Source organism: Algihabitans sp. (assembly GCF_965226985.1).
Lineage (GTDB): Bacteria > Pseudomonadota > Alphaproteobacteria > Kiloniellales > DSM-21159 > Algihabitans.
Window position 1 is genome coordinate 48,761 of record NZ_OZ245712.1, and the last position, 18,642, is coordinate 67,402.

20 protein-coding genes are annotated in these 18,642 nt (G+C 63.1%); 18 read left to right on the forward strand and 2 right to left on the reverse strand.

From position 1 onward, the window contains the following. Nucleotides 1–49 precede the first annotated feature (49 nt). Both hemF and ACO054_RS00225 read right to left on the reverse strand, forming a co-directional pair. A complete protein-coding gene (gene hemF / locus ACO054_RS00220; protein ID WP_421708430.1) occupies nucleotides 50–937 on the reverse strand; it encodes an oxygen-dependent coproporphyrinogen oxidase in 888 nt (295 codons plus the stop codon). Further along, on the reverse strand, nucleotides 938–1,405 hold the full coding sequence (locus tag ACO054_RS00225; protein ID WP_421708431.1) for a tRNA (cytidine(34)-2'-O)-methyltransferase: 468 nt from the start codon (nucleotides 1,403–1,405) through the stop codon (nucleotides 938–940). A gap of 315 nt (nucleotides 1,406–1,720) precedes the next feature. On the opposite strand from ACO054_RS00225, the gene petA reads away from it, so the two are divergent. The 18 genes from petA (at nucleotide 1,721) to ACO054_RS00315 (ending at nucleotide 18,526) form a co-directional block, all read left to right on the forward strand. Then, nucleotides 1,721–2,269: a ubiquinol-cytochrome c reductase iron-sulfur subunit gene (gene petA / locus ACO054_RS00230; RefSeq protein ID WP_421708432.1), complete on the forward strand. Its 549-nt coding sequence runs from the start codon at nucleotides 1,721–1,723 to the stop codon at nucleotides 2,267–2,269. Between the two features lie 46 nt (nucleotides 2,270–2,315). Further along, nucleotides 2,316–3,611, forward strand: coding sequence for a cytochrome b (locus ACO054_RS00235; protein ID WP_421708433.1), 1,296 nt, complete (start codon nucleotides 2,316–2,318; stop codon nucleotides 3,609–3,611). Then, a complete protein-coding gene (locus ACO054_RS00240; RefSeq protein ID WP_421708434.1) occupies nucleotides 3,611–4,381 on the forward strand; it encodes a cytochrome c1 in 771 nt (256 codons plus the stop codon). Before ACO054_RS00235 ends, ACO054_RS00240 begins: the two co-directional genes overlap by 1 nt. A gap of 225 nt (nucleotides 4,382–4,606) precedes the next feature. Beyond that, nucleotides 4,607–5,494: an S-methyl-5'-thioadenosine phosphorylase gene (locus ACO054_RS00245; RefSeq protein ID WP_421708435.1), complete on the forward strand. Its 888-nt coding sequence runs from the start codon at nucleotides 4,607–4,609 to the stop codon at nucleotides 5,492–5,494. A 49-nt stretch (nucleotides 5,495–5,543) separates the two neighbouring features. Continuing rightward, a complete protein-coding gene (gene mtnA, locus ACO054_RS00250; protein WP_421708436.1) occupies nucleotides 5,544–6,638 on the forward strand; it encodes an S-methyl-5-thioribose-1-phosphate isomerase in 1,095 nt (364 codons plus the stop codon). A 170-nt stretch (nucleotides 6,639–6,808) separates the two neighbouring features. Then, nucleotides 6,809–7,702, forward strand: coding sequence for a VOC family protein (locus tag ACO054_RS00255; protein WP_421708437.1), 894 nt, complete (start codon nucleotides 6,809–6,811; stop codon nucleotides 7,700–7,702). 72 nt (nucleotides 7,703–7,774) lie between these two features. Further along, complete coding sequence (msrB, locus tag ACO054_RS00260; protein ID WP_421708438.1) at nucleotides 7,775–8,167, forward strand: peptide-methionine (R)-S-oxide reductase MsrB; 393 nt, start codon at nucleotides 7,775–7,777, stop codon at nucleotides 8,165–8,167. Nucleotides 8,168–8,637: 470 nt separating this feature from the next. Beyond that, on the forward strand, nucleotides 8,638–9,624 hold the full coding sequence (locus ACO054_RS00265) for a calcium/sodium antiporter (protein WP_421708439.1): 987 nt from the start codon (nucleotides 8,638–8,640) through the stop codon (nucleotides 9,622–9,624). Nucleotides 9,625–9,715: 91 nt separating this feature from the next. Continuing rightward, a complete protein-coding gene (locus ACO054_RS00270) occupies nucleotides 9,716–10,504 on the forward strand; it encodes an SDR family oxidoreductase (RefSeq protein WP_421708440.1) in 789 nt (262 codons plus the stop codon). Between the two features lie 87 nt (nucleotides 10,505–10,591). Next, a complete protein-coding gene (locus tag ACO054_RS00275) occupies nucleotides 10,592–11,035 on the forward strand; it encodes a dihydroneopterin aldolase (RefSeq protein WP_421708441.1) in 444 nt (147 codons plus the stop codon). A 489-nt stretch (nucleotides 11,036–11,524) separates the two neighbouring features. Further along, nucleotides 11,525–13,546 (forward strand): excinuclease ABC subunit UvrC, encoded by a 2,022-nt coding sequence (gene uvrC, locus ACO054_RS00280; protein ID WP_421708442.1) that lies wholly within the window; start codon nucleotides 11,525–11,527, stop codon nucleotides 13,544–13,546. Nucleotides 13,547–13,584: 38 nt separating this feature from the next. Beyond that, the gene (locus ACO054_RS00285) at nucleotides 13,585–13,926 is read left to right on the forward strand and encodes a cupin domain-containing protein (protein WP_421708443.1); all 342 of its coding nucleotides are present in this window, start codon (nucleotides 13,585–13,587) and stop codon (nucleotides 13,924–13,926) included. An 88-nt stretch (nucleotides 13,927–14,014) separates the two neighbouring features. Then, a complete protein-coding gene (locus ACO054_RS00290; protein WP_421708444.1) occupies nucleotides 14,015–15,196 on the forward strand; it encodes an MFS transporter in 1,182 nt (393 codons plus the stop codon). A gap of 97 nt (nucleotides 15,197–15,293) precedes the next feature. Next, entirely contained in the window at nucleotides 15,294–15,851 is a 558-nt protein-coding gene (gene pgsA / locus ACO054_RS00295) for a CDP-diacylglycerol--glycerol-3-phosphate 3-phosphatidyltransferase (RefSeq protein WP_421708445.1), read from the forward strand. A 126-nt stretch (nucleotides 15,852–15,977) separates the two neighbouring features. Then, nucleotides 15,978–16,526, forward strand: coding sequence for a molybdopterin-guanine dinucleotide biosynthesis protein B (mobB, locus tag ACO054_RS00300; RefSeq protein ID WP_421710399.1), 549 nt, complete (start codon nucleotides 15,978–15,980; stop codon nucleotides 16,524–16,526). After that, nucleotides 16,526–17,782 carry a gephyrin-like molybdotransferase Glp gene (gene glp / locus ACO054_RS00305; protein WP_421708446.1) on the forward strand — a complete coding sequence of 419 codons (1,257 nt, stop codon included), beginning with the start codon at nucleotides 16,526–16,528 and terminating at the stop codon, nucleotides 17,780–17,782. The genes mobB and glp overlap by 1 nt, the downstream gene beginning before the upstream one ends. After that, complete coding sequence (moaD, locus tag ACO054_RS00310) at nucleotides 17,779–18,042, forward strand: molybdopterin converting factor subunit 1 (protein WP_421708447.1); 264 nt, start codon at nucleotides 17,779–17,781, stop codon at nucleotides 18,040–18,042. Before glp ends, moaD begins: the two co-directional genes overlap by 4 nt. 10 nt (nucleotides 18,043–18,052) lie before the next feature. After that, nucleotides 18,053–18,526 carry a molybdenum cofactor biosynthesis protein MoaE gene (locus tag ACO054_RS00315; protein ID WP_421708448.1) on the forward strand — a complete coding sequence of 158 codons (474 nt, stop codon included), beginning with the start codon at nucleotides 18,053–18,055 and terminating at the stop codon, nucleotides 18,524–18,526. Nucleotides 18,527–18,642 lie beyond the last annotated feature (116 nt).

Below are 18,642 nucleotides of genomic sequence, written 5' to 3' on the forward strand. Positions count from 1 at the left end.
CCGTGCCACATTCACGTGGCGTCCAGTGAAAGGCGTTGCTGACCGTCGTCTATGGCCAAGCGGCCAGAGGCGGCAGGGACATCAGAATGGCCTCCACGTTGCCGCCGGTCTTGAGCCCGAAGGTCGTGCCGCGGTCGTAGATCAGGTTGAACTCGACATAGCGTCCGCGCCGGAACAGTTGGTGCCGGCGATGCTCCTCCGTCCAGGGGTCTTGCAGATGGCGTCGCACCAGCTGCGGGTAGATGTCTAGAAAGGCGCGGCCGACGTCCTGGGTGAAAGCGAAGTCCGCCTCCCAGTCGTCCTCCAGGTAGTCGTAGAAGATGCCGCCGACGCCGCGGGCTTCGCCTCGGTGCTTGATCATGAAGTAGTCGTCGCACCAGGCCTTGAACTTCTCGTAGTGGGCCGGATCGTGGGCATCGCAGGCCCGCTTCAGCGCAGCGTGAAAGTCGGCGGTATCCGACTCGACCGGGTACATGGGGTTCAGATCGGCGCCGCCACCGAACCAGGACTTGGTGGTGACGATATGGCGGGTGTTCATGTGCACCGCGGGCACCAGCGGCGACTGCATATGAGCCACCAACGAGATGCCAGAGGCCCAGAACTGGGGCGCTTCCGCTGCGCCGGGAATCTGCTTGGCGAACTCCGGGCTGAAGGTTCCGTGGACCGTCGAGGTGTTGACCCCGACCTTTTCGAAGACGCGGCCATGCATCAGACCCATGCGTCCGCCGCCGCCCTGGGTGCCGTCTTCCTCCACGCGATCCCAGGTTTTGTACTCGAAGCGGCCGGCCGGTTTGTCCGCATGCTGCTGTGGCGGGGCCAACTCGTCTTCCAGTTGCTCGAACGCCGAGCAGATCCGGTCGCGCAGGTCCTGAAACCAGGCTTCCGCACGCCTTTGTTGGTCGCTCCAGCTTGCCTGCTGCTCGGCGGTGTCGCTCATCTATTTTTCCTCCCGCGGGAACTGTGCTGTTTGCCGCAACGCTTCACCGAGCACCATGGCGCCGGCGACCGCCACGTTGAGGGAGCGCTGTCCGCTTCGCAACGGAATGCGCAGGCTGGCGTCGGCTTCCGCGTGCACCGCTTCGGGGACGCCGGCGCTCTCCTGGCCGAGCAGAAGCGCATCGTTCGGCGCGAAAGTGAAATCGGTATAGGGCCTGGGCGCCCTGGTGGTCAGCAGCACTAGCCGTTCGTGTGAGGTGCGCCGGGCTTCTGCGTAGGCGTCCCAGGAGCTGTGGCGGGTCAGGTCGACGCCGGCGAGGTAATCCATGCCGGCACGGCGAAGGCGTCGGTCGTCCCAGACGAATCCGCAAGGCTCTATCACCTCCACGGCAATGCCCAGGCAGGCGCCCAATCGCAGGAGGGTGCCTGCGTTCTGAGGAATATCCGGCTGATAGAGGACCAATTTCATGGGAATTTTAACTAACAGGAGTCATGCTACTGAAGGAACTTCAGCTAAATCGCTTGACCGCTATCTCGCTGGGGTTCCGTTGGACCGGTTGTCCTTTACTCTCGCGGGCTATTTCCTCTATATCCCAGCGCGCGCGATAGGGCGACTGTCTGGCGAAAGCCGAGCCGGAGTCGAAGCGATGCGGCAGCTCGCCGCAATCTCCAGCTTGGCGGAGCGCTGTATTTATCGGTGAGTGGAACGGCCGTTTGCGCCGCCTCTACGCCGTAGCAGACAGAACTTTGTAGAGTCGTTTGTCTAGGGATACGGAACGCAAAAATGGCTGACAGTGCGGACGTTCAGCAGGGCGTCGAAGACGAGTCCAAGCGGGATTTCCTCTATCTGGCCGCCGGCGCCGTCGGCGCGGTCGGTGTCGTCGGCGCGGTTTGGCCGATGATCAACTCGCTCAACCCTTCGGCAGACGTGCTTGCCCTGGCGAGCATCGATGTCGACTTGAGCCCGATCACGGTCGGCCAGGCGATTACTGTCACCTGGCGTGGCAAGCCGGTCTTCATTCGGCATCGCACGGAAGAAGAGATTGCCGAGGCGCAGGCTGTGCCGCTGGATGATTTGATCGACATTCAGAGTGACGAAGATCGTGTCGTGCAGCCGCAGTGGCTGGTCATGGTCGGTGTCTGCACGCATCTGGGTTGCATTCCCCTGGGCCAGAACCCGAACGACAACAAGGGTGAGTTCGGCGGCTGGTTCTGCCCCTGCCACGGGTCGCACTACGACACCTCGGGGCGGATCCGCAGAGGTCCGGCGCCGCGAAACCTCGAAGTGCCGGAGTACACCTTCATCAGCGATACGACGATCACCATCGGCTGAGTCGGGCTGGGCTCGGATCGCCTCAAGCGCATAAAGGTCGCGAAGCATGGCTTTTCAAACGAACAACGGGTTGGTGCGGTGGATCGAATACCGCCTACCGATCTTCAGCTTCATGAACGCAGAGCTGAACGAGTATCCGACGCCTCGGAACCTCAGCTACATGTGGAACTTCGGCTCGCTGGCCGGGATCGTACTGGTGATCATGATCGCCACGGGCATCCTGATGGCGATGCAGTACACGCCGCACGTCGACTATGCTTTCGACTCCGTCGAGCGGATCATGCGGGACGTGAACGGCGGTTGGCTGCTGCGCTACGTTCATATGAACGGCGCCCACTTCTTCTTCATCGTCGTCTACATCCACATCCTGCGCGGTCTCTACTACGGCTCTTACAAGGCACCGCGTGAAATTCTCTGGATGCTCGGCGTCGTGATCCTGTTGCTCATGATGGCGACGGCCTTCATGGGCTACGTGCTGCCCTGGGGTCAGATGTCATTCTGGGGCGCCACCGTGATCACCAACCTCTTCTCCGCGATCCCGTTGATCGGGCCGGATATCGTGGTCTGGCTCTGGGGCGGTTTCAGCGTCGACAACCCGACCCTCAACCGTTTCTTTGCGCTGCACTACCTGCTGCCCTTCGTCATCGTGGGCGTGGTGTTTCTGCACCTCTGGGCGCTGCATCGCTTCGGCTCGAACAATCCCCTGGGGATCGATGCCAAGGGCCCGCAGGACAAGATCCCGTTCCATCCCTACTTCACCACGAAGGATCTCTTTGGGCTGGGCGTTTTCCTGCTGGTATTCTCGGCCGTCGTGTTCTTCGCCCCCAACTACATGGGGCATCCGGAGAACTACATCGAAGCGAACCCCTTGGTGACGCCGCCGCACATCGTGCCTGAATGGTACTTCCTGCCCTTCTACGCCATCTTGCGGGCGGTCACCTTCGACATCGGTATCCCCTTCACCGACATCGTGCTGATCGATGCCAAGCTGGGCGGTGTGATCGCAATGTTCGGCGCCATCGCCGTGCTCTTCGTGCTGCCCTGGCTGGATCGTTCGCCGGTGCGTTCGGGCCGCTTCCGCCCGCTCTTCAAGCAGTTCTTCCTGCTGCTGCTGGTGGCGCTGGTGGTGCTCGGCTACATGGGTGCCATGCCGGCGGAAGAGCCTTTCGTGCTGATTTCGCAGATCGCGACGGCCTACTACTTCGCCTATTTCGTTGTCATCTTGCCGCTCCTGAGCATCATCGAACGGCCAAAGCCGCTCCCGGCCTCGATCAGCGAGCCGGTCCTGCGCGGTGGCGGCAGCGTCGCTGGTGCCACGGCCAAGCCCATGGAGAAGCCGTAATGCTAAAGCGGCTCGCAGTTTCCGCTCTCACCGCCGCCTCCCTGTTCGTTTCGCTGGCCGATCAGCCGGCCGAAGCAGCCAAGGCGGTTCCGGTGCCCAACTACGATTTCTCCTTCGAGGGGGTTTTCGGCAGTTTCGATCAGATGGCGAAGCAACGTGGCTTCCAGGTCTACCGGGAAGTCTGCTCAGCCTGTCACGGCTTGCGGCACGTCGCGTTCCGCAATCTGACCGCACTCGGTTACAGCGAAGACCAGATCAAGGCGCTCGCTGCCGAGTACATGGTCGAGGACGGGCCGGACGAGAATGGCGACATGTTCATGCGTCCCGCCATTCCCGCCGACCGTATTCCCTCGCCCTATCGGAACGAGAACGAGGCGCGGCTGCTGAACAACGGTGCTTATCCGCCTGATCTCTCGCTGATGGCTAAGAAGCGCAAAGGCGGGGCCGACTACATCAAGGCCCTGATGGTGGGCTACACCGACCCGCCGGCCGATGTGGAACTCATGCCGGGCATGTATTGGAACGACTATTTCCCCGGTCACCAGATCGCCATGCCCCAGATCCTCTACGCGAATTCCGTGACCTTCGCCGATGGTACGGAAGCGACTCTGGAGCAGCAGTCGCTCGACCTCGCCACCTTCCTGATGTGGACGGCGGAGCCGATGATGGACACGCGCAAGCAGACCGGCCTCTCCGTGATGCTTTTCCTGCTGGTCTTCACCGGGCTGATGTACGCAGTGAAGCGCAAGGTCTGGTCGAAGCTTCACTAGAGCGCGATCGTCTCAGGTGGAAGCGTTTGGCTTCAGCCTGAGACGTGAAGCCGTCTCTAAACCTACTCTCGAAAGCCGGCCTTTCTTGTAAAGGTCGAAAACGGTCGCCGCGATCCAGCGGCGGCCGTTTTTCTTTTCGTTCCCCATCCGCGCAGGGATTGCTTTCGTGAATCCGGCCAACGGCTATGATCGCGCTATCGGCTTCGGAGTACGAGGAAATGAGCAATGGGGCAGAGCGGGCAGTTGCCGGTCATCGGCGTGATCGGCGGCAGCGGTGTTTACGACGTCGAGGGTTTGGAGAAGCGAGAATGGCGCGAAGTGACCTCGCCCTTCGGCAAACCATCGGACGCTCTGCTGTTCGGTGAACTCGACGGCCAGAGGCTGGTCTTCCTGCCGCGCCATGGACGCGGCCACGTCCTGGGGCCCAGTGATCTGAACTTCAGGGCCAATATCGATGCCCTCAAACGTGCCGGTGTGACGGAAGTCATCTCTGTTTCCGCCGTCGGCTCTCTGCGGGAGGGCCTGCCACCTGGCCATTTCGTTCTGGTCGATCAGTTCATCGATCGCACCGTCAAGCGGGAGAGTTCCTTTTTCGGTGCCGGGCTTGTCGCCCATGTCTCGCTTGCGCATCCGACCTGCAGCCGCCTGGGCGGCCATCTGGCCGAAGCCATGACGGAGCTTTCCATTCCCCATACCCGCGGCGGCACCTATCTGGCGATGGAGGGGCCGCAGTTCTCGACACTGGCCGAGTCCAACCTCTACCGCAGTTGGGGCTGCGACGTCATCGGCATGACCAACATGCCGGAGGCCAAACTCGCTCGCGAGGCTGAACTCTGCTACGCGTCGGTCGCGATGGTTACCGACTACGACTGTTGGCACCCCGACCACGACCATGTCACGGTGGAGGCTATCGTGAAGGTGTTGCGGGAAAACGCTGACAAGGCGCGTGCGCTGGTGCGCGCCGTGACTCCACGTCTTTCGAAACGGATTGGCCCCTGCGAGGTCGGTTGTCACAATGCGCTGGATACCGCCGTCATCACAGCTCCCGAGAAGCGCGATCCAGAGATGATCGCCCGCCTGTCAGCCGTTGCCGGGCGCGTGCTCAACGCGTGATTTTCGATCTGCACTCGAGCCTTGAGACCCCGCTTACGAAGGCACTGCCATGAAGGTCGACGGAGTTCCCCATCGCACGATCTGGTTGGCGGAGGACGGTTGGTCGGTCGAGATCATCGACCAGACCAGACTGCCCCACCGCTTCGAGACCCAGCGCTTGACGACGGTGAAACAAGCTGCGGAGGCGATCCGCTCGATGCAGGTTCGCGGCGCGCCGCTGATCGGTGCGACGGCCGCCTATGGAATGGCGCTCGCGATGATGGAGGCGGCCGGCGACGCAGCGCTAAGGGCCGCCTACGACTTGCTGTTGGCAACGCGACCCACAGCCGTGAATCTGCGTTGGGCCCTCGACGATCTTTACGAGCTGTTGCTGCCGCTGGGTGCCAACGCACGGGCCGCTGCGGCCTACCAGCGCGCCGCAGAGATCTGCGAGGAGGACGTGGCCCTCTGCCGCGCTATCGGCAGTCATGGGCTGCCTTTGATCGAGGCCGTCGCGGAGCGGAAGGGCGGTGGCCCGGTCAATCTGCTGACCCACTGCAACGCTGGCTGGCTTGCGACGGTCGATTGGGGGACGGCTACGGCCCCGATCTACCTGGCCCATGATAAAGGCATCGACGTCAAGGTTTGGGTCGACGAAACTCGGCCGCGCAATCAGGGCGCCAGCCTGACGGCCTGGGAACTGAACCAGCACGGTGTGCCTCATGCCATCGTCGCCGACAATGTCGGCGGTCACCTGATGCAGCAGGGGATGGTCGATCTCTGCATCGTGGGTACCGACCGCACTACCCGCAGCGGCGATGTCTGCAACAAGATCGGCACCTACCTGAAGGCGCTGGCGGCGCAGGACAACGACGTGCCCTTCTATGTCGCCTTGCCCGGCCCGACAGTGGACTGGACGCTCGCTGACGGACGCGAGGTACCGATCGAAGAACGCGATGCCCGGGAAGTTACCCACGTGACCGGACGCCGGGACTCGGGAGATCTGGTCACGGTTGAGATTACGAGTCCCGGAAGCCCTGCGGCCAACTACGCCTTCGACGTTACCCCCGCCCGGCTGGTCACCGGCCTGATCACCGAGCGTGGGCTCTCGCCAGCCTCGGCCGAGGGCTTGGCGAAGCTCTATCCGGAGAAGGCCGGAGCCTGAGCCGCGCCTGGTCGCGGCACAGCAAGCAGCCTGAGAAGCGAACGGTCTTGCAAAAAGACCGGGGCAAGTGAAACGGCAGGCAACTTGCCGATCTGTATGGCGCCAAGCTGCGGTCCAAGCCGCAGGCGTGACGTTTTTGACTCCGCTAGCGAGTTCAACGAGGAGATCCGATGACGAGCGAGATGACCAGGGAAACGACGAGCGGCATGCTCGGAGGTGCCGAGGGCGCGCTGCAGGGCCTTGACCATGTCCTGGTCGGGGTGCACGACCTCGAGGCGACACGGGCGATCTGGAGCCGGCTCGGATTCACCGTCTGCCCGCGCGGCCGCCATATCGGTTGGGGCACGGCGAACTACTGCCTGATGTTCCCGCAGGACTACGTGGAGCTGATCGGTATTGTCGACGCCAGCCAATTCACCAATCGGCTGGACACCTTCTTGGCCGAGCGGGAAGGGCTGATGGCCGTTGCTTTCGCCACGGAGGATGCGGAGCGCTGTGTCGAAACTCTGCGCACGCATGGCATTGCCGCCGACGGTCCGAAGGATCTCAAGCGGATTATCGAGTTGCCCGAGGGGGATGCACTGCCGGAATTCCGCCTCGTGTTCACCCCTTCGGAAGCAACGCCGGATCTGCAGTCCTTCGTCGTGACTCACCTGTCCCGCGATGTGGTCTGGCGGCCGGACTGGCTGGAGCATGCAAACGGTGCCCAGGGGGTGGTCGAGGTGGTTGCCGCTGTCGGCCTGCCAGGGGCCCTAGGACAGGCCTACAGCCGGATATTCGGATCAGATGCCGTCAGCGCCGCCGATGGATGGCTGCAAGTCGCCACCGGCAGTTCCCGCCTGACGTTTCTAGGTCCGAAGACACTTGCGGCCCGTTATCCGGCGGCGGCGGCCTATCCGCTCCCCTGGCTCGTCGGCTTTGCAGTCGGCGTTGGCGATCTCGGAGCCACAGCCGCTTACCTCGAAAGCGCCGAGGTTGCTTTCGACCGGGGAGAGGACGGCCGGCTGGTCGTCGATCCTGCCGAGGCCAACGGCGTGACGCTGGAGTTCGTCGCCGCTGCCTGACGGCCGACTTGGCTCTTCGGTTTCCTCGGCCTATATCCAAAGTCACTTGTTTTTCACCGTGTGAGTGCCGTCATGTCCGATGCCGCAAAGAAGGATTTTAATACGTCCCATCTGACGTCGGAGCAGTTCCGGGTGACCCAGAAACACGGGACCGAACGGGCTTTCAGCGGCGCCTACCACGACGAGAAGCGGTCCGGCAGCTATGACTGCGTGGTCTGCGGGACGCCGTTGTTTTCCTCTGCGCACAAGTTCGACAGCGGAACCGGTTGGCCGTCCTTCTGGCAGCCGGTGGAGGAGGCGAACGTCGGCACTAAGACCGACCGCAGCTTCTTCATGGTCCGCACCGAAGTGCACTGCGCGACCTGCGGCGCTCATCAGGGGCACGTCTTCCCGGACGGACCCGAACCGACGGGGCTTCGCTACTGCATCAACTCGGCCAGCCTCGACTTCAAACTGGACAGCTGAGCCACCGCATCCGATGTTTTCAGGCGAGCCCCGGGCCAATCGCGCATGTCCGGGCACTGTTCGTCCCGGCGGTGCCGTTCGCTCCGCGGCACCTCGTCGCCTGCGTCTAGGGTGAGCCCCCACCGGTCCCACCTCAAACGATCCTGATATCATCATGGTTTTGGAGTGCGCTTCATGTCTTAAGCCGAAGCGCTGCGTTTCCGCTTAAGACGATCGCGCTCTAGGCAGCCTGACAGCCGGGCCAACCCGATTGGGCTGTTGAATTCCCGCACTGAAACCCGCATTTACAGCGCTACAAGGGGGGCAGGGTCATATGTACGGACCGGCCACGGTTCGGGTGATTGCCTCGACACCGCGTGCGTCGGTTTGTTCAGCCGCTGCCCGTCATTTTCCGCAGCCGGCCAAGGTATGACCCCCAGCTCCCTTCTGTTTGCGCCCCTCACGACGTCGCATGCCGGCAGGTGTGCCGCATGGTGATCGATTCTCTCCTGGTCTTGGGCGGCTTGGCGCTGCTCGTTCTGGGCGGCGAGCTGTTGCTGCGAGGGGCCGTCGGTCTCGCTCGGCTGCTCGGTCTCTCGCCCCTGCTAATCGGCCTGACGGTCGTCGCCTGCGCCACCTCCATGCCGGAACTGGTCGTGACCGTCGCTGCCGGGCTGGAGGGGCGGCCGGTCATCGGCGTCGGCAACGTCATCGGCTCGAACATCGCCAATATCCTGCTAATCGTCGGCGCGGCGGCGCTGATACAGGTCATGCATCCGCCACGCGGTCTTGCCAAGCGGGACGGCCTCGTGATGACCGGTGCGACCTTGGCGATGATCGTAATGGCCTTTGCAGGCACGATCTCCTGGCCGCACGGCCTCGTGTTCCTGCTGCTGCTCGCGGCTTACCTCGTGGCCAGCTACCTGATAGAAACCCGCTCCGGTACCACCGGGCCGGACGGCGAGGCGGCCGAAGCTCTCGAGGCGGCTCCGCAAACCTGGCTGCCCGCGACTGGTCTGATCCTGGCCGGCTCAGTCGGGTTGATCGTCGGTTCGGAACTGCTGATCGACGGGGCCGTGTCGATCGCGAAGTCGCTGGGTGTGTCGGATGCCGTCATCGGCTTGACCCTTGTCGCCTTCGGAACCTCCCTGCCCGAGCTGGCGACGGCGGTCGTCGCCGCCTTGCGCCGCCATGCCGATGTCGCCATCGGCAATATCATCGGCTCCAACATCTTCAATGTCCTCGGAATTCTCGGTGTGCTCGCCCTCGTGACGCCCTTCGAGTTCACCCAGGAACTTCTGGTCTTCGATATCTGGGTCATGTTGGGTGCGACCCTGTTGCTGATGGCCATTCTTGCATCGGGTCGGGCCATCGGGCGCGGGACAGCCCTTGTCTTTCTGGCGATCTACGGCATTTTCATCTTCGTCCAGTTCGATCCCGGCTTGGCGGCCGTCGTTCAGTCGACGACTGGTCGCTAACTCCGGCTCGCTCTAACGCGGTCCCGCTCCCGGCGCTTCTCCTTTCGAGGTCGAGACGCCGTTCTCGAACGACAGTCTTCTCAGGCTTTACATGTCCGACAGTCTCCCCCTGCCCGATAGGCTCCCCCGCACTGCCTTGGTAACCGGCGCCGGTAAGCGCATCGGTCGCGCGATTTCCCTATCGCTGGGGCGAGCCGGCTTTTCCGTGGCGATCCACTACAGAAGTTCGCCGGCTGAGGCCGAGTCGCTGGCCGAGGAGTTGCGGATGCTCGGTGCCGAGACAATTCTGCTGCAAGCCGACTTGGCAGAAGAGGCCGAGGTGGCGGGACTTGTCGGCGCCGCCGTTGAGGCCTTGGGGCCGCTCGGTCTGTTGGTCAACAACGCCTCGACCTTCGAGATGGATCGTATCGAGACGGTCACCCGAGAGTCCTGGGACTACCATATCGAGCCGAATCTTCGCGCTCCCTTCCTGTTGATCCAGGACTTCGCCAAGCAGCTGCCGGCCGAGGCGGAAGGGCTCGTGGTCAACCTTCTCGATCAACGTGTTTGGAACCTGACGCCCTACTTCGTGAGCTATAGCGTCGCCAAATCCGGGTTGTGGACCTTGACCCGTACGATGGCTTTGGCCTTGGCGCCGCGAATCCGGGTGAATGCCATCGGTCCGGGACCGACCTTGCCGAGCGTCCATCAGACCGACGCCCAGTTCGAGCGACAGCGGCGTGCGATGCCTCTGCAGCGCGGCACAACGCCGGAGGAGATCGCCATGGCAGTGCGCTTCCTGCTTGCGGCGCGTGCCATGACCGGGCAAATGTTGGCTCTTGATGGTGGCCAGCATCTGGGGTGGTCTCAGCCGCAGGTCGCGGCCGATCATTTCGCCTGACCAGCTGGTTCTGCCGCTCTACCGTTCGCGAAGTCCAACTCGATGCGCCGGGTCTTGTTCCGACGCTCAGCCAACGTCCTGAGGACCATGGACGATACCTCTGCCAGACCTTGCCCTCCCGGCGTCGCTCCCTCGGACCAGACGGTCGTCACTGATGGCGGCTTTGCCACCGAGCTCAAGCTCCTGGTCACGGCCCTGGAGGTCAACTGCGTGATCGGCGTCTATCCGGGTGAACGCGATCGAGCTCAAAGGCTCTGCATCGATCTGGAACTGGGCGCGCAACCACCGGCTGCTTTCGATGACGATTTTTCCAAGGTCGTGGACTATGGGACGACCGTCGAACGGGTGAAGCAGGTCTGCGCCGAAAACCATGCGCACCTTCTGGAGACGCTCGGCGATCAGATTCTCGCCGCCTGTTTTGAAGACCGACGGGTCTTTTCCGCCAGCGTGCGCATTCGCAAACTCGACCTCGATCGTGCGGCCAAGGGTATTGGAATCGCCCTCACGAGGCGGCGACTTCAAGCGTCGTGATCTTAACTGCTGCGGTAAGGTCCGGTCTTTGCAAAGATGTCTAACATACCGGGCTGAAAGTACTTTTCGGACACCCGCAAATCTGTATCCGGGTGCCTGGCCAGCTTAAATTGTTCACAGGCTGCGCTTTTCAGGCGCGAACACGACGTCTGTGGCCAGGAATCATTTTCATGACGCTTTTCTAACAACTGGCAGCCTGAGAATGTAGGAAATTCAATATGTTATGCTCCTGCCTAAAAAACAGGCAAAGTGTAGAACCCCGCAGAATCCCTGCCTTCAACCCGTCGGCCTTCGCATTTTCCAACAGACTTATCCACAGAGTCGGTGGACAGCTTCGAAAAGCTGCGCGAGCGCACCAGGTTCGCCTTTTTGTCAACCGTCCCCGGCCTATTTATTTAACTTTTCGAGGCTTGATTCGAGGAGCTGAGTCTCCGGAGATGCCACTTTCGGAGAGGGTAATCCATCAGGCTCTTAACGATTCGTAAAGGTATGGCCAGAGCAACCCGAAAGCCCGCGACGAAGGATCCGACTCTCGGAGGCAAGCGCGCGCCCCAGGAGCCGGCCATCTATCGCGACGCGCCCGCATCGCCGGGCCTGCCAGGTTTGAGAGAGGATACGGCCGACTACGTTGGGTTGAGCCGCGAACCGGCGGAGCAGCTCGAAGGGGGGCTTGCTGAAGGCGTCGAGGTGCTGGCGCGGGCGGTGAAAACCCTGCCGATGGGCCCTGGCGTCTACCGCATGCTGAACGCGCGGGGCGACCCGCTGTATGTCGGCAAGGCACGCAGCCTGAAACGGCGGGTGACCGCCTATACTCAACTGTCCAAGCTGCCGCGCCGGCTGCAGCGCATGGTCGCCGAAACGGTAGCGCTGGAGGTGACGACGACCCACACCGAGGTCGAAGCGCTTCTTCTGGAATCCAACCTGATCAAGCGCTTCATGCCGCGCTACAACGTGCTGCTGCGCGACGACAAGTCCTTCCCCTACATCTTGATCGCCGGAGCGCACGACTATCCCCAGATCGTCAAGCATCGCGGCAGTCATGAGCGGGAGGGCCACTACTACGGCCCCTTTGCCTCGGCAGGTGCTGTGAACCGCACGGTGACGGCGCTGGAGAAGGCTTTCCTGCTGCGCTCCTGCTCCGACGCTGTGTTCAATCAGCGTAGCCGCCCGTGCCTGCTGTATCAGATCAAGCGCTGCTCCGCTCCCTGTGTCGGACGTGTGGACCGAGCGGAGTACGCGGCTCTTGTTGAGGACGCCTTGGATTTCCTGTCGGGGAAGTCCAGCCGCGTTCAGCAGGACTTGGCGAGCCAGATGGAGTCGGCAGCCGAGCGTTTGGATTTCGAGGCCGCGGCGCGCTACCGCGATCGTATCCGCGCCCTGGCGCATATCCAGTCTCATCAGGACATCAATATCGAAGGGGTCGACGATGCCGATGTCGTCGCCGCACAGCAGCAGGCGGGCCAGACCTGTATTCAGGTCTTCTTCTTTCGGGCAGGCCGCAACTACGGCAATCGCGCCTACTTCCCAAGCCATGACAAACAGCTTGGTCCGGAGGAGGTGCTGGCCGCCTTCGTCGCGCAGTTCTACGACAACAAACCGGTGCCGAAGCAGCTTCTGCTGAGCCATCCTTTGGCCGAGCAAGACCTGATCGCAGCGGCCCTCTCTCAGAAGGCCGAACGCAAGGTGGACCTCGCGGTGCCGCAACGCGGTTCGAAACGGAACTTGGTCGAGCAGGCACTCTCCAACGCCCGGGATGAACTCGCCCGCCGTCTCGCCGAGAGTTCCGCCCAGCGCCGGCTTCTGACGGGCCTAGGAGAGTTGCTTGGCGCCGATACGACGCCTGAGCGGGTCGAGGTTTACGACAACAGCCACATCGGCGGCAGCAACGCCTACGGCGCCATGATCGTCGCGGGGCCCGAGGGATTCCGAAAGAACGCCTACCGCAAGTTCGCGATCAAGCAGCAGGGTGCGGCCGGCGACGACTACGCCATGATGCGCGAGGTGCTGACGCGCCGCTTCTCCCGTGCTCTCAAGGAAGACCCGGACCGTAGTCAGGGCCAATGGCCGGATGCCGTTCTCATCGACGGCGGTCGTGGGCAGTTGAACGTCGCGCTTGAGGTCTTCGCGGATCTGGGTATCGAGGACCTGGCCGTGGCCGGGGTGGCCAAGGGCCCGGACCGCGACGCCGGCCGCGAACGCATCTTTCTGCCGGAACGCCAACCTATCCTGCTGCAGCCGCGCGATCCGGTTCTCTACTTCATTCAGCGCCTGCGTGACGAAGCGCACCGCTTTGCGATCGGCACCCATCGGGCCGGCCGCAGCAAGGCCCGCCTGACCTCGGCGCTTGATGAGGTGCCCGGTGTCGGCGGCAAACGAAAGAAGGCGCTTCTGCTTCACTTCGGTTCGGCACGCGCTGTTCAGCGTGCGGGACTGCAGGACCTGGAAGCCGTCGAGGGCATCAGCAAGGCCGTGGCGAAAAAGATCTACGATCATTTTCACGGCGCGCCGTAGGCTGTCTGCAGGACTGGTTGACTGAAAGGAAGAGATAGATGTCTGTGGAGAACTCGGGCGCCACTGCACCGTCGCCGGGCTTTACGATGACCTGGTTGATGGAGGATGCGATCGAAGAGAACGCAGGCGTCAGTCTCGCAAGGATGACCGTCGAGGCAGGGGTCACGACAGAGGCGCACCGTCATCCCAACTGTACGGAGGCGATTCACCTGCTGTCCGGCCAAGTGAGCCAACGTAGGGGGGATCTCTGGATAGAGTTGGCGCCCGGCGATACGCTCCTCATTCCGACCGGGGCGCTTCACCAGACTTACAATCCGGGTCCGGAAACTGCGGTCATGATGATCGCCTATTCCAGTGGCTCTCGCGTGTATCTGACGTGAGCGTCGACCTTGGGCGCCGGGATTGTCCCTGCCAAGTTCGGGTGACCTCCCTCCTGCTTTGAGGTCTCGGGTTCCTGAGGAGGGGGCGTTGCCTGGGGAAAACTGGCGTCGTCCGCTTTCGGTTGCCTTGGTCGCGCAAATGGCGATCAGCGTGATCGACATGGCCGTGCCGGTCTTGGGGCCGACGATCATGGCCAGCGCCGGTGTGCCTGCTTCGTTCGTGGGCTACTACGCGTCGGCCGCCGCGGCAGGGGCGATAGCCTTTTATCTGTTCGGGGCCGGGATCGTCCGAAGGGTCGGAGCGGAGCGCGCTCTGCAAGTCGGAGCTATTATTTGCGCGGGTGGCCTTCTACTGGTTTTGACCCGGCAGTGGTGGCTCATCTTGGTCGCTGGCGTGATGATCGGTCTTGGCTTCGGCACCAACGCCCCGGCCAGCGGTGTGTTGCTGCGTAAAGCGGTGCCCCGCCGTAGACTGAGGTTCGCTTTCTCGATCAAGCAGGCGGGCGTTCCTTTCGGCGCCTTGACGGCGGGTGCCGTCCTGCCGCTGCTTTCTATGATCGGCGGTTGGCAAACGGCCCTCTGTGCTGCTGCAGCAGTAGGCGTTCTTGCCGTGATTTTCGTCGAGCTGTCCCTGCGGAACGATCACTGCCCGCGCGCGGATGATCGGCAGCGAACCGCCATGGGGAGCCGGCCCGCTCTGCAGGTCCTGCTCAGCTTGCTGCAGCTTCGATCTTTCCGTCGTCTTGTCGTCGTCGGTGCCCTGCTCGCGATCGTCCAAGGCAGCCTGAACGTCTATCTCGTCACCTACCTTGTGACAGAGTTGCAGGTATCGCTGGTTTTGGCGGGCGGACTCTACGCCCTGTTTCAGGCGGCGAGCATTCCGGGACGCCTCCTTGCCGGTTGGCTTGGCGATAGTCGGAGACTTCGTTCAGCCATGTTGATGTACAGCGGTCTTGCGTCGGCTTTGGCTGCTGTTCTGCTTGCCACGCTGACCACCGGCTCTGCGATGGTGGCGATAAGTGCGGCTGTGGTGTTCGCCGGTTTCGTTGTCGGGAGTTGGAACGGGGTGCTCCTGGCCGAAAGCGCAGAGGTTGCGCCTGACGGTATGGTTGCCGAGGCGCAGAGTGCGGTTGCAATCGGGATCTTCGCCGGTTTCCTGCTGGGACCGCTCATCTTGGCATCAGGCATTTCCCTGCTCGGTTTTCAAACGACCTTCTTTTTGTTGGCCGGCATGGCTCTGCTGTCTGCCGCTGCGGCGAAGTGGAGTTAGGGCAGAGACATGAGCCCGGCCGGGTCCAAGAGTTGCGTCGTGCCTCTGTAACTGCAGCCGCGCTATGCTAGAACGGGCTCGGGGGTGCAAAAAGACCATGCTGAACACACTGCCGAATCTATTGACGCTCGCGCGGATCGTTGCGATTCCGGCCGTCGTCGCGCTCTTGGCCGTCGATTGGCAGGTGGCACGTTGGATCGCCTTCGCTCTTTTCGGCGCGGCGGCCTTCACCGACTGGCTCGACGGAAAACTGGCGCGCGCCCGTGGCGAGGTGTCGCCGCTCGGCCGTTTTCTCGATCCGATTGCCGACAAGCTGCTCGTGGCGGCCGTGGTTGTCATGCTGGTTGCCAGCGGCGACGTGGCCGGCTGGGCCGTGGGCGCTGCGATCGTCATTCTCTGTCGCGAGATTCTGGTGTCCGGTCTGCGGGAGTATTTGGCCGAGCTGAGCGTTCCCATGCCGGTCAGCAAGTTGGCCAAGTGGAAAACGGCCGCCCAGCTGGCGGCTCTCTCGCTCCTGATCCTGGGGCCTGTCTTGACGATGGAGCTGCAGTTGCTTGCCCAAGCCCTGCTTTGGCTCGCCGCGGGCCTGACCCTGATCACCGGGTGGGATTACTTGAGCCGCGGCCTCGCGCACATGCGCACCGGGTCGGGCTGAAGGCACGACGGGGGCGTCCCTATCGGCGGACCAAGGCTGGGTATCCAAACAGGGCTCAGCCCTTTGCCCCTGCAGCTGGCCGGGTTGACTTGCACGGTTCTTGGGTATTCCTACATCGCAGAGCGTATCAACGGACGGGCGGGAAGACCCGAGATGAAGATCATTGGACTGGCAGGGTGGAGCGGAAGCGGCAAAACCACCCTTGTGCGGAAGCTGATTCCGGCGCTCGTGGCCCGCGGCTACCGTGTTTCGACCATGAAGCATGCCCACCACGCCTTCGACATCGACAAGCCCGGCAAGGATTCCTACGAGCATCGCGAGGCTGGGGCGACCGAGGTCATGATCACCTCCGCCAACCGCTGGGCCCTGATGCATGAGCATCGCGGTGCGCCGGAACCGACGGCCGAAGACCTGATTCCGCAAATGACCCAGGTCGACCTCCTGATCATCGAGGGTTTCAAGAAGGAACGGCACGATAAGATCGAGGTTTTCCGTCGCGCGGTCGGCAAGCCGCTTCTCGCCTCTGAGGATCCCAGGATCGTGGCCATCGCAAGCGACGGGCCGGCGCCTGAGGTTGACCGCCCCTGCCTCGACTTGAACGATGTCGAAGCGATTGCCGACTTCGTGGTCAGTCATTGCGGTCTGGGACCGGCCCGGCGCCAGGGTGCGGCCTGATGGCGCAACTGAGCGACGACTGTTTCGCCCACGGTGGACAGCTGATGCGCCTCGATGAGGCTCTGGCCCTGCTGGAGGCGCGAATCCAGACGGTCACCGAGGTCGAGCCGGTGGCTCTGGCCGACACCTTGGGGCGAGTCCTACGCCAGGACGTGATCTCGGCTGTCTCCGTTCCTGCGGCAGACAACTCGGCGGTCGACGGATATGCCGTGCATTTCGCCGATCTCGCACCTCAAGCCGAAACCCGTCTTCTGGTCACGGGTCGTGCCGCGGCGGGTCATCCCTTGGGCCGCGCCGCGAAGCCGGGCGAGGCGATTCGCATCTTCACCGGCGCTCTGATGCCCGAGGGGCCGGACACGGTCATGATGCAGGAGGACTGCCGCCTCGAAGGCGAGACGGTCGTCATTCAGCCTGGAATCAAGCAGGGCAGCAATCGCCGCCTGGCCGGCGAGGACATCGCCGCCGGCGATACCGTTTTGCGGTCGGGCCAACGGCTGCGGCCCCAGGACGTCGGCTTGGCTGCGGCTGCAGGGCTTACCGAAGTGGCGGTGTCGCGCCCTCTTCGGGTCGCGCTCTTTTCGACCGGCGATGAACTGCAGGAACCTGGGCAGCCGCCGCGGCCAGGCTGCATCTACGATTCCAACCGCTATACCGTCGGTGCCCTGTTGCGCGGGCTGGGGTGTCGGGTGTCCGACCTGGGGATCCTTCCCGATCAGCGGGAGCGTGTGACTGCGGCGCTGGGTGCGGCCGCCGAGAGTCACGATCTTCTTATCACCTCCGGCGGCGTTTCGACCGGCGAGGAGGACCACGTCAAAGCGGCTGTCGAGACGCAAGGTAAGCTCCACGCCTGGAAACTTGCGATCAAGCCGGGGCGGCCGATCGCGCTGGGACAGATCGCTTCGACCGCTTTCGTAGGGCTTCCGGGCAATCCGGTGGCCTCCATGGTCACCTTTCTGGCCGTGGTTCGACCGATGATCCTTCGGCTGATGGGCGGGCAGGTCGAGCCTCCGCACCGCTTCGCCGTTCCAGCCGACTTCGACCACAAGAAAAAGAAGGATCGCCGCGAATGGGTGCGAGCCCGTTTGTCGCTGGGTAGCGACGGCCGGCTGGTTGCCCGCAAGTTTCCGCGTGAGGGGGCCGGTATTCTCTCGTCGTTGGTCGAGGCCGATGGTCTGGTCGAGCTTCCCGAGGACTTGACCCGCTTGGAGCCTGGCGCAATCGTCGAGTTTCTGCCCTTTAGCGAGGTGACTCCGTGAGCGCGCCCGTAAAGATGCTGTATTTTGCATGGCTCAAGCAGAAAACCGGCTGTACCGAGGAAGAGGTGCTGCCGCCGGCTGAGGTTGCCACCGTGGCGGAGCTGCTGAATTGGTTGGAAGGCAGGGGAGACGGCTTTGCGGAGGCCCTGGCCGACCGCGCCGCCATTCGGGTTGCGGTCAACCAGGAGTATGCCCGCCCGGGAGATCCCGTGAAGCCGGGGGACGAGGTTGCCCTTTTCCCGCCGGTCACCGGCGGCTGAGGCGACGGCGATGACTGTCAGGGTCCAGCGTGAAGACTTCGATCTCGGTGCCGAGCTGCGGGCGCTTACCAGAGGTAATCGGCGGGTTGGCGGCTTGACCTCTTTCGTGGGTCTGGTGCGCGATATGGCAGAGACGCCGGATCTGGCGGCCATGACGCTGGAACACTATCCCGGCATGACCGAACGCATGCTGGAGCGGATCGAGGCCGAGGCGCAGGCGCGCTGGCCGCTTGAAGCCTCTTTGATCGTTCATCGCTACGGCCGCATGGAGCCCGGCGAACAGATCGTTCTGGTCGCCTGCGCCAGTCCGCATCGCGAAGCCGCTTTCGAGGCTTGCCACTTTCTGATCGACTGGCTGAAGACCAAGGCCCCCTTCTGGAAAGTCGAGGAAACTCGGGATGGCGGGCAGAGCTGGGTGGAGGCGCGCAGCAGCGACGACGAGGCGGCCGCCCGCTGGCGTCAGGACGACAAGGCCGCCGAGTGAGCTGCCGAAGCACGACTGTCCCAGATGGAAAGGTTGGCGCGTGAGCCTGAGGCGATCTTGCTTCGGGTGGCGATGCCCTTTCCGACACCGGCAAGCTGGGCGCTCGCCACCCGCAT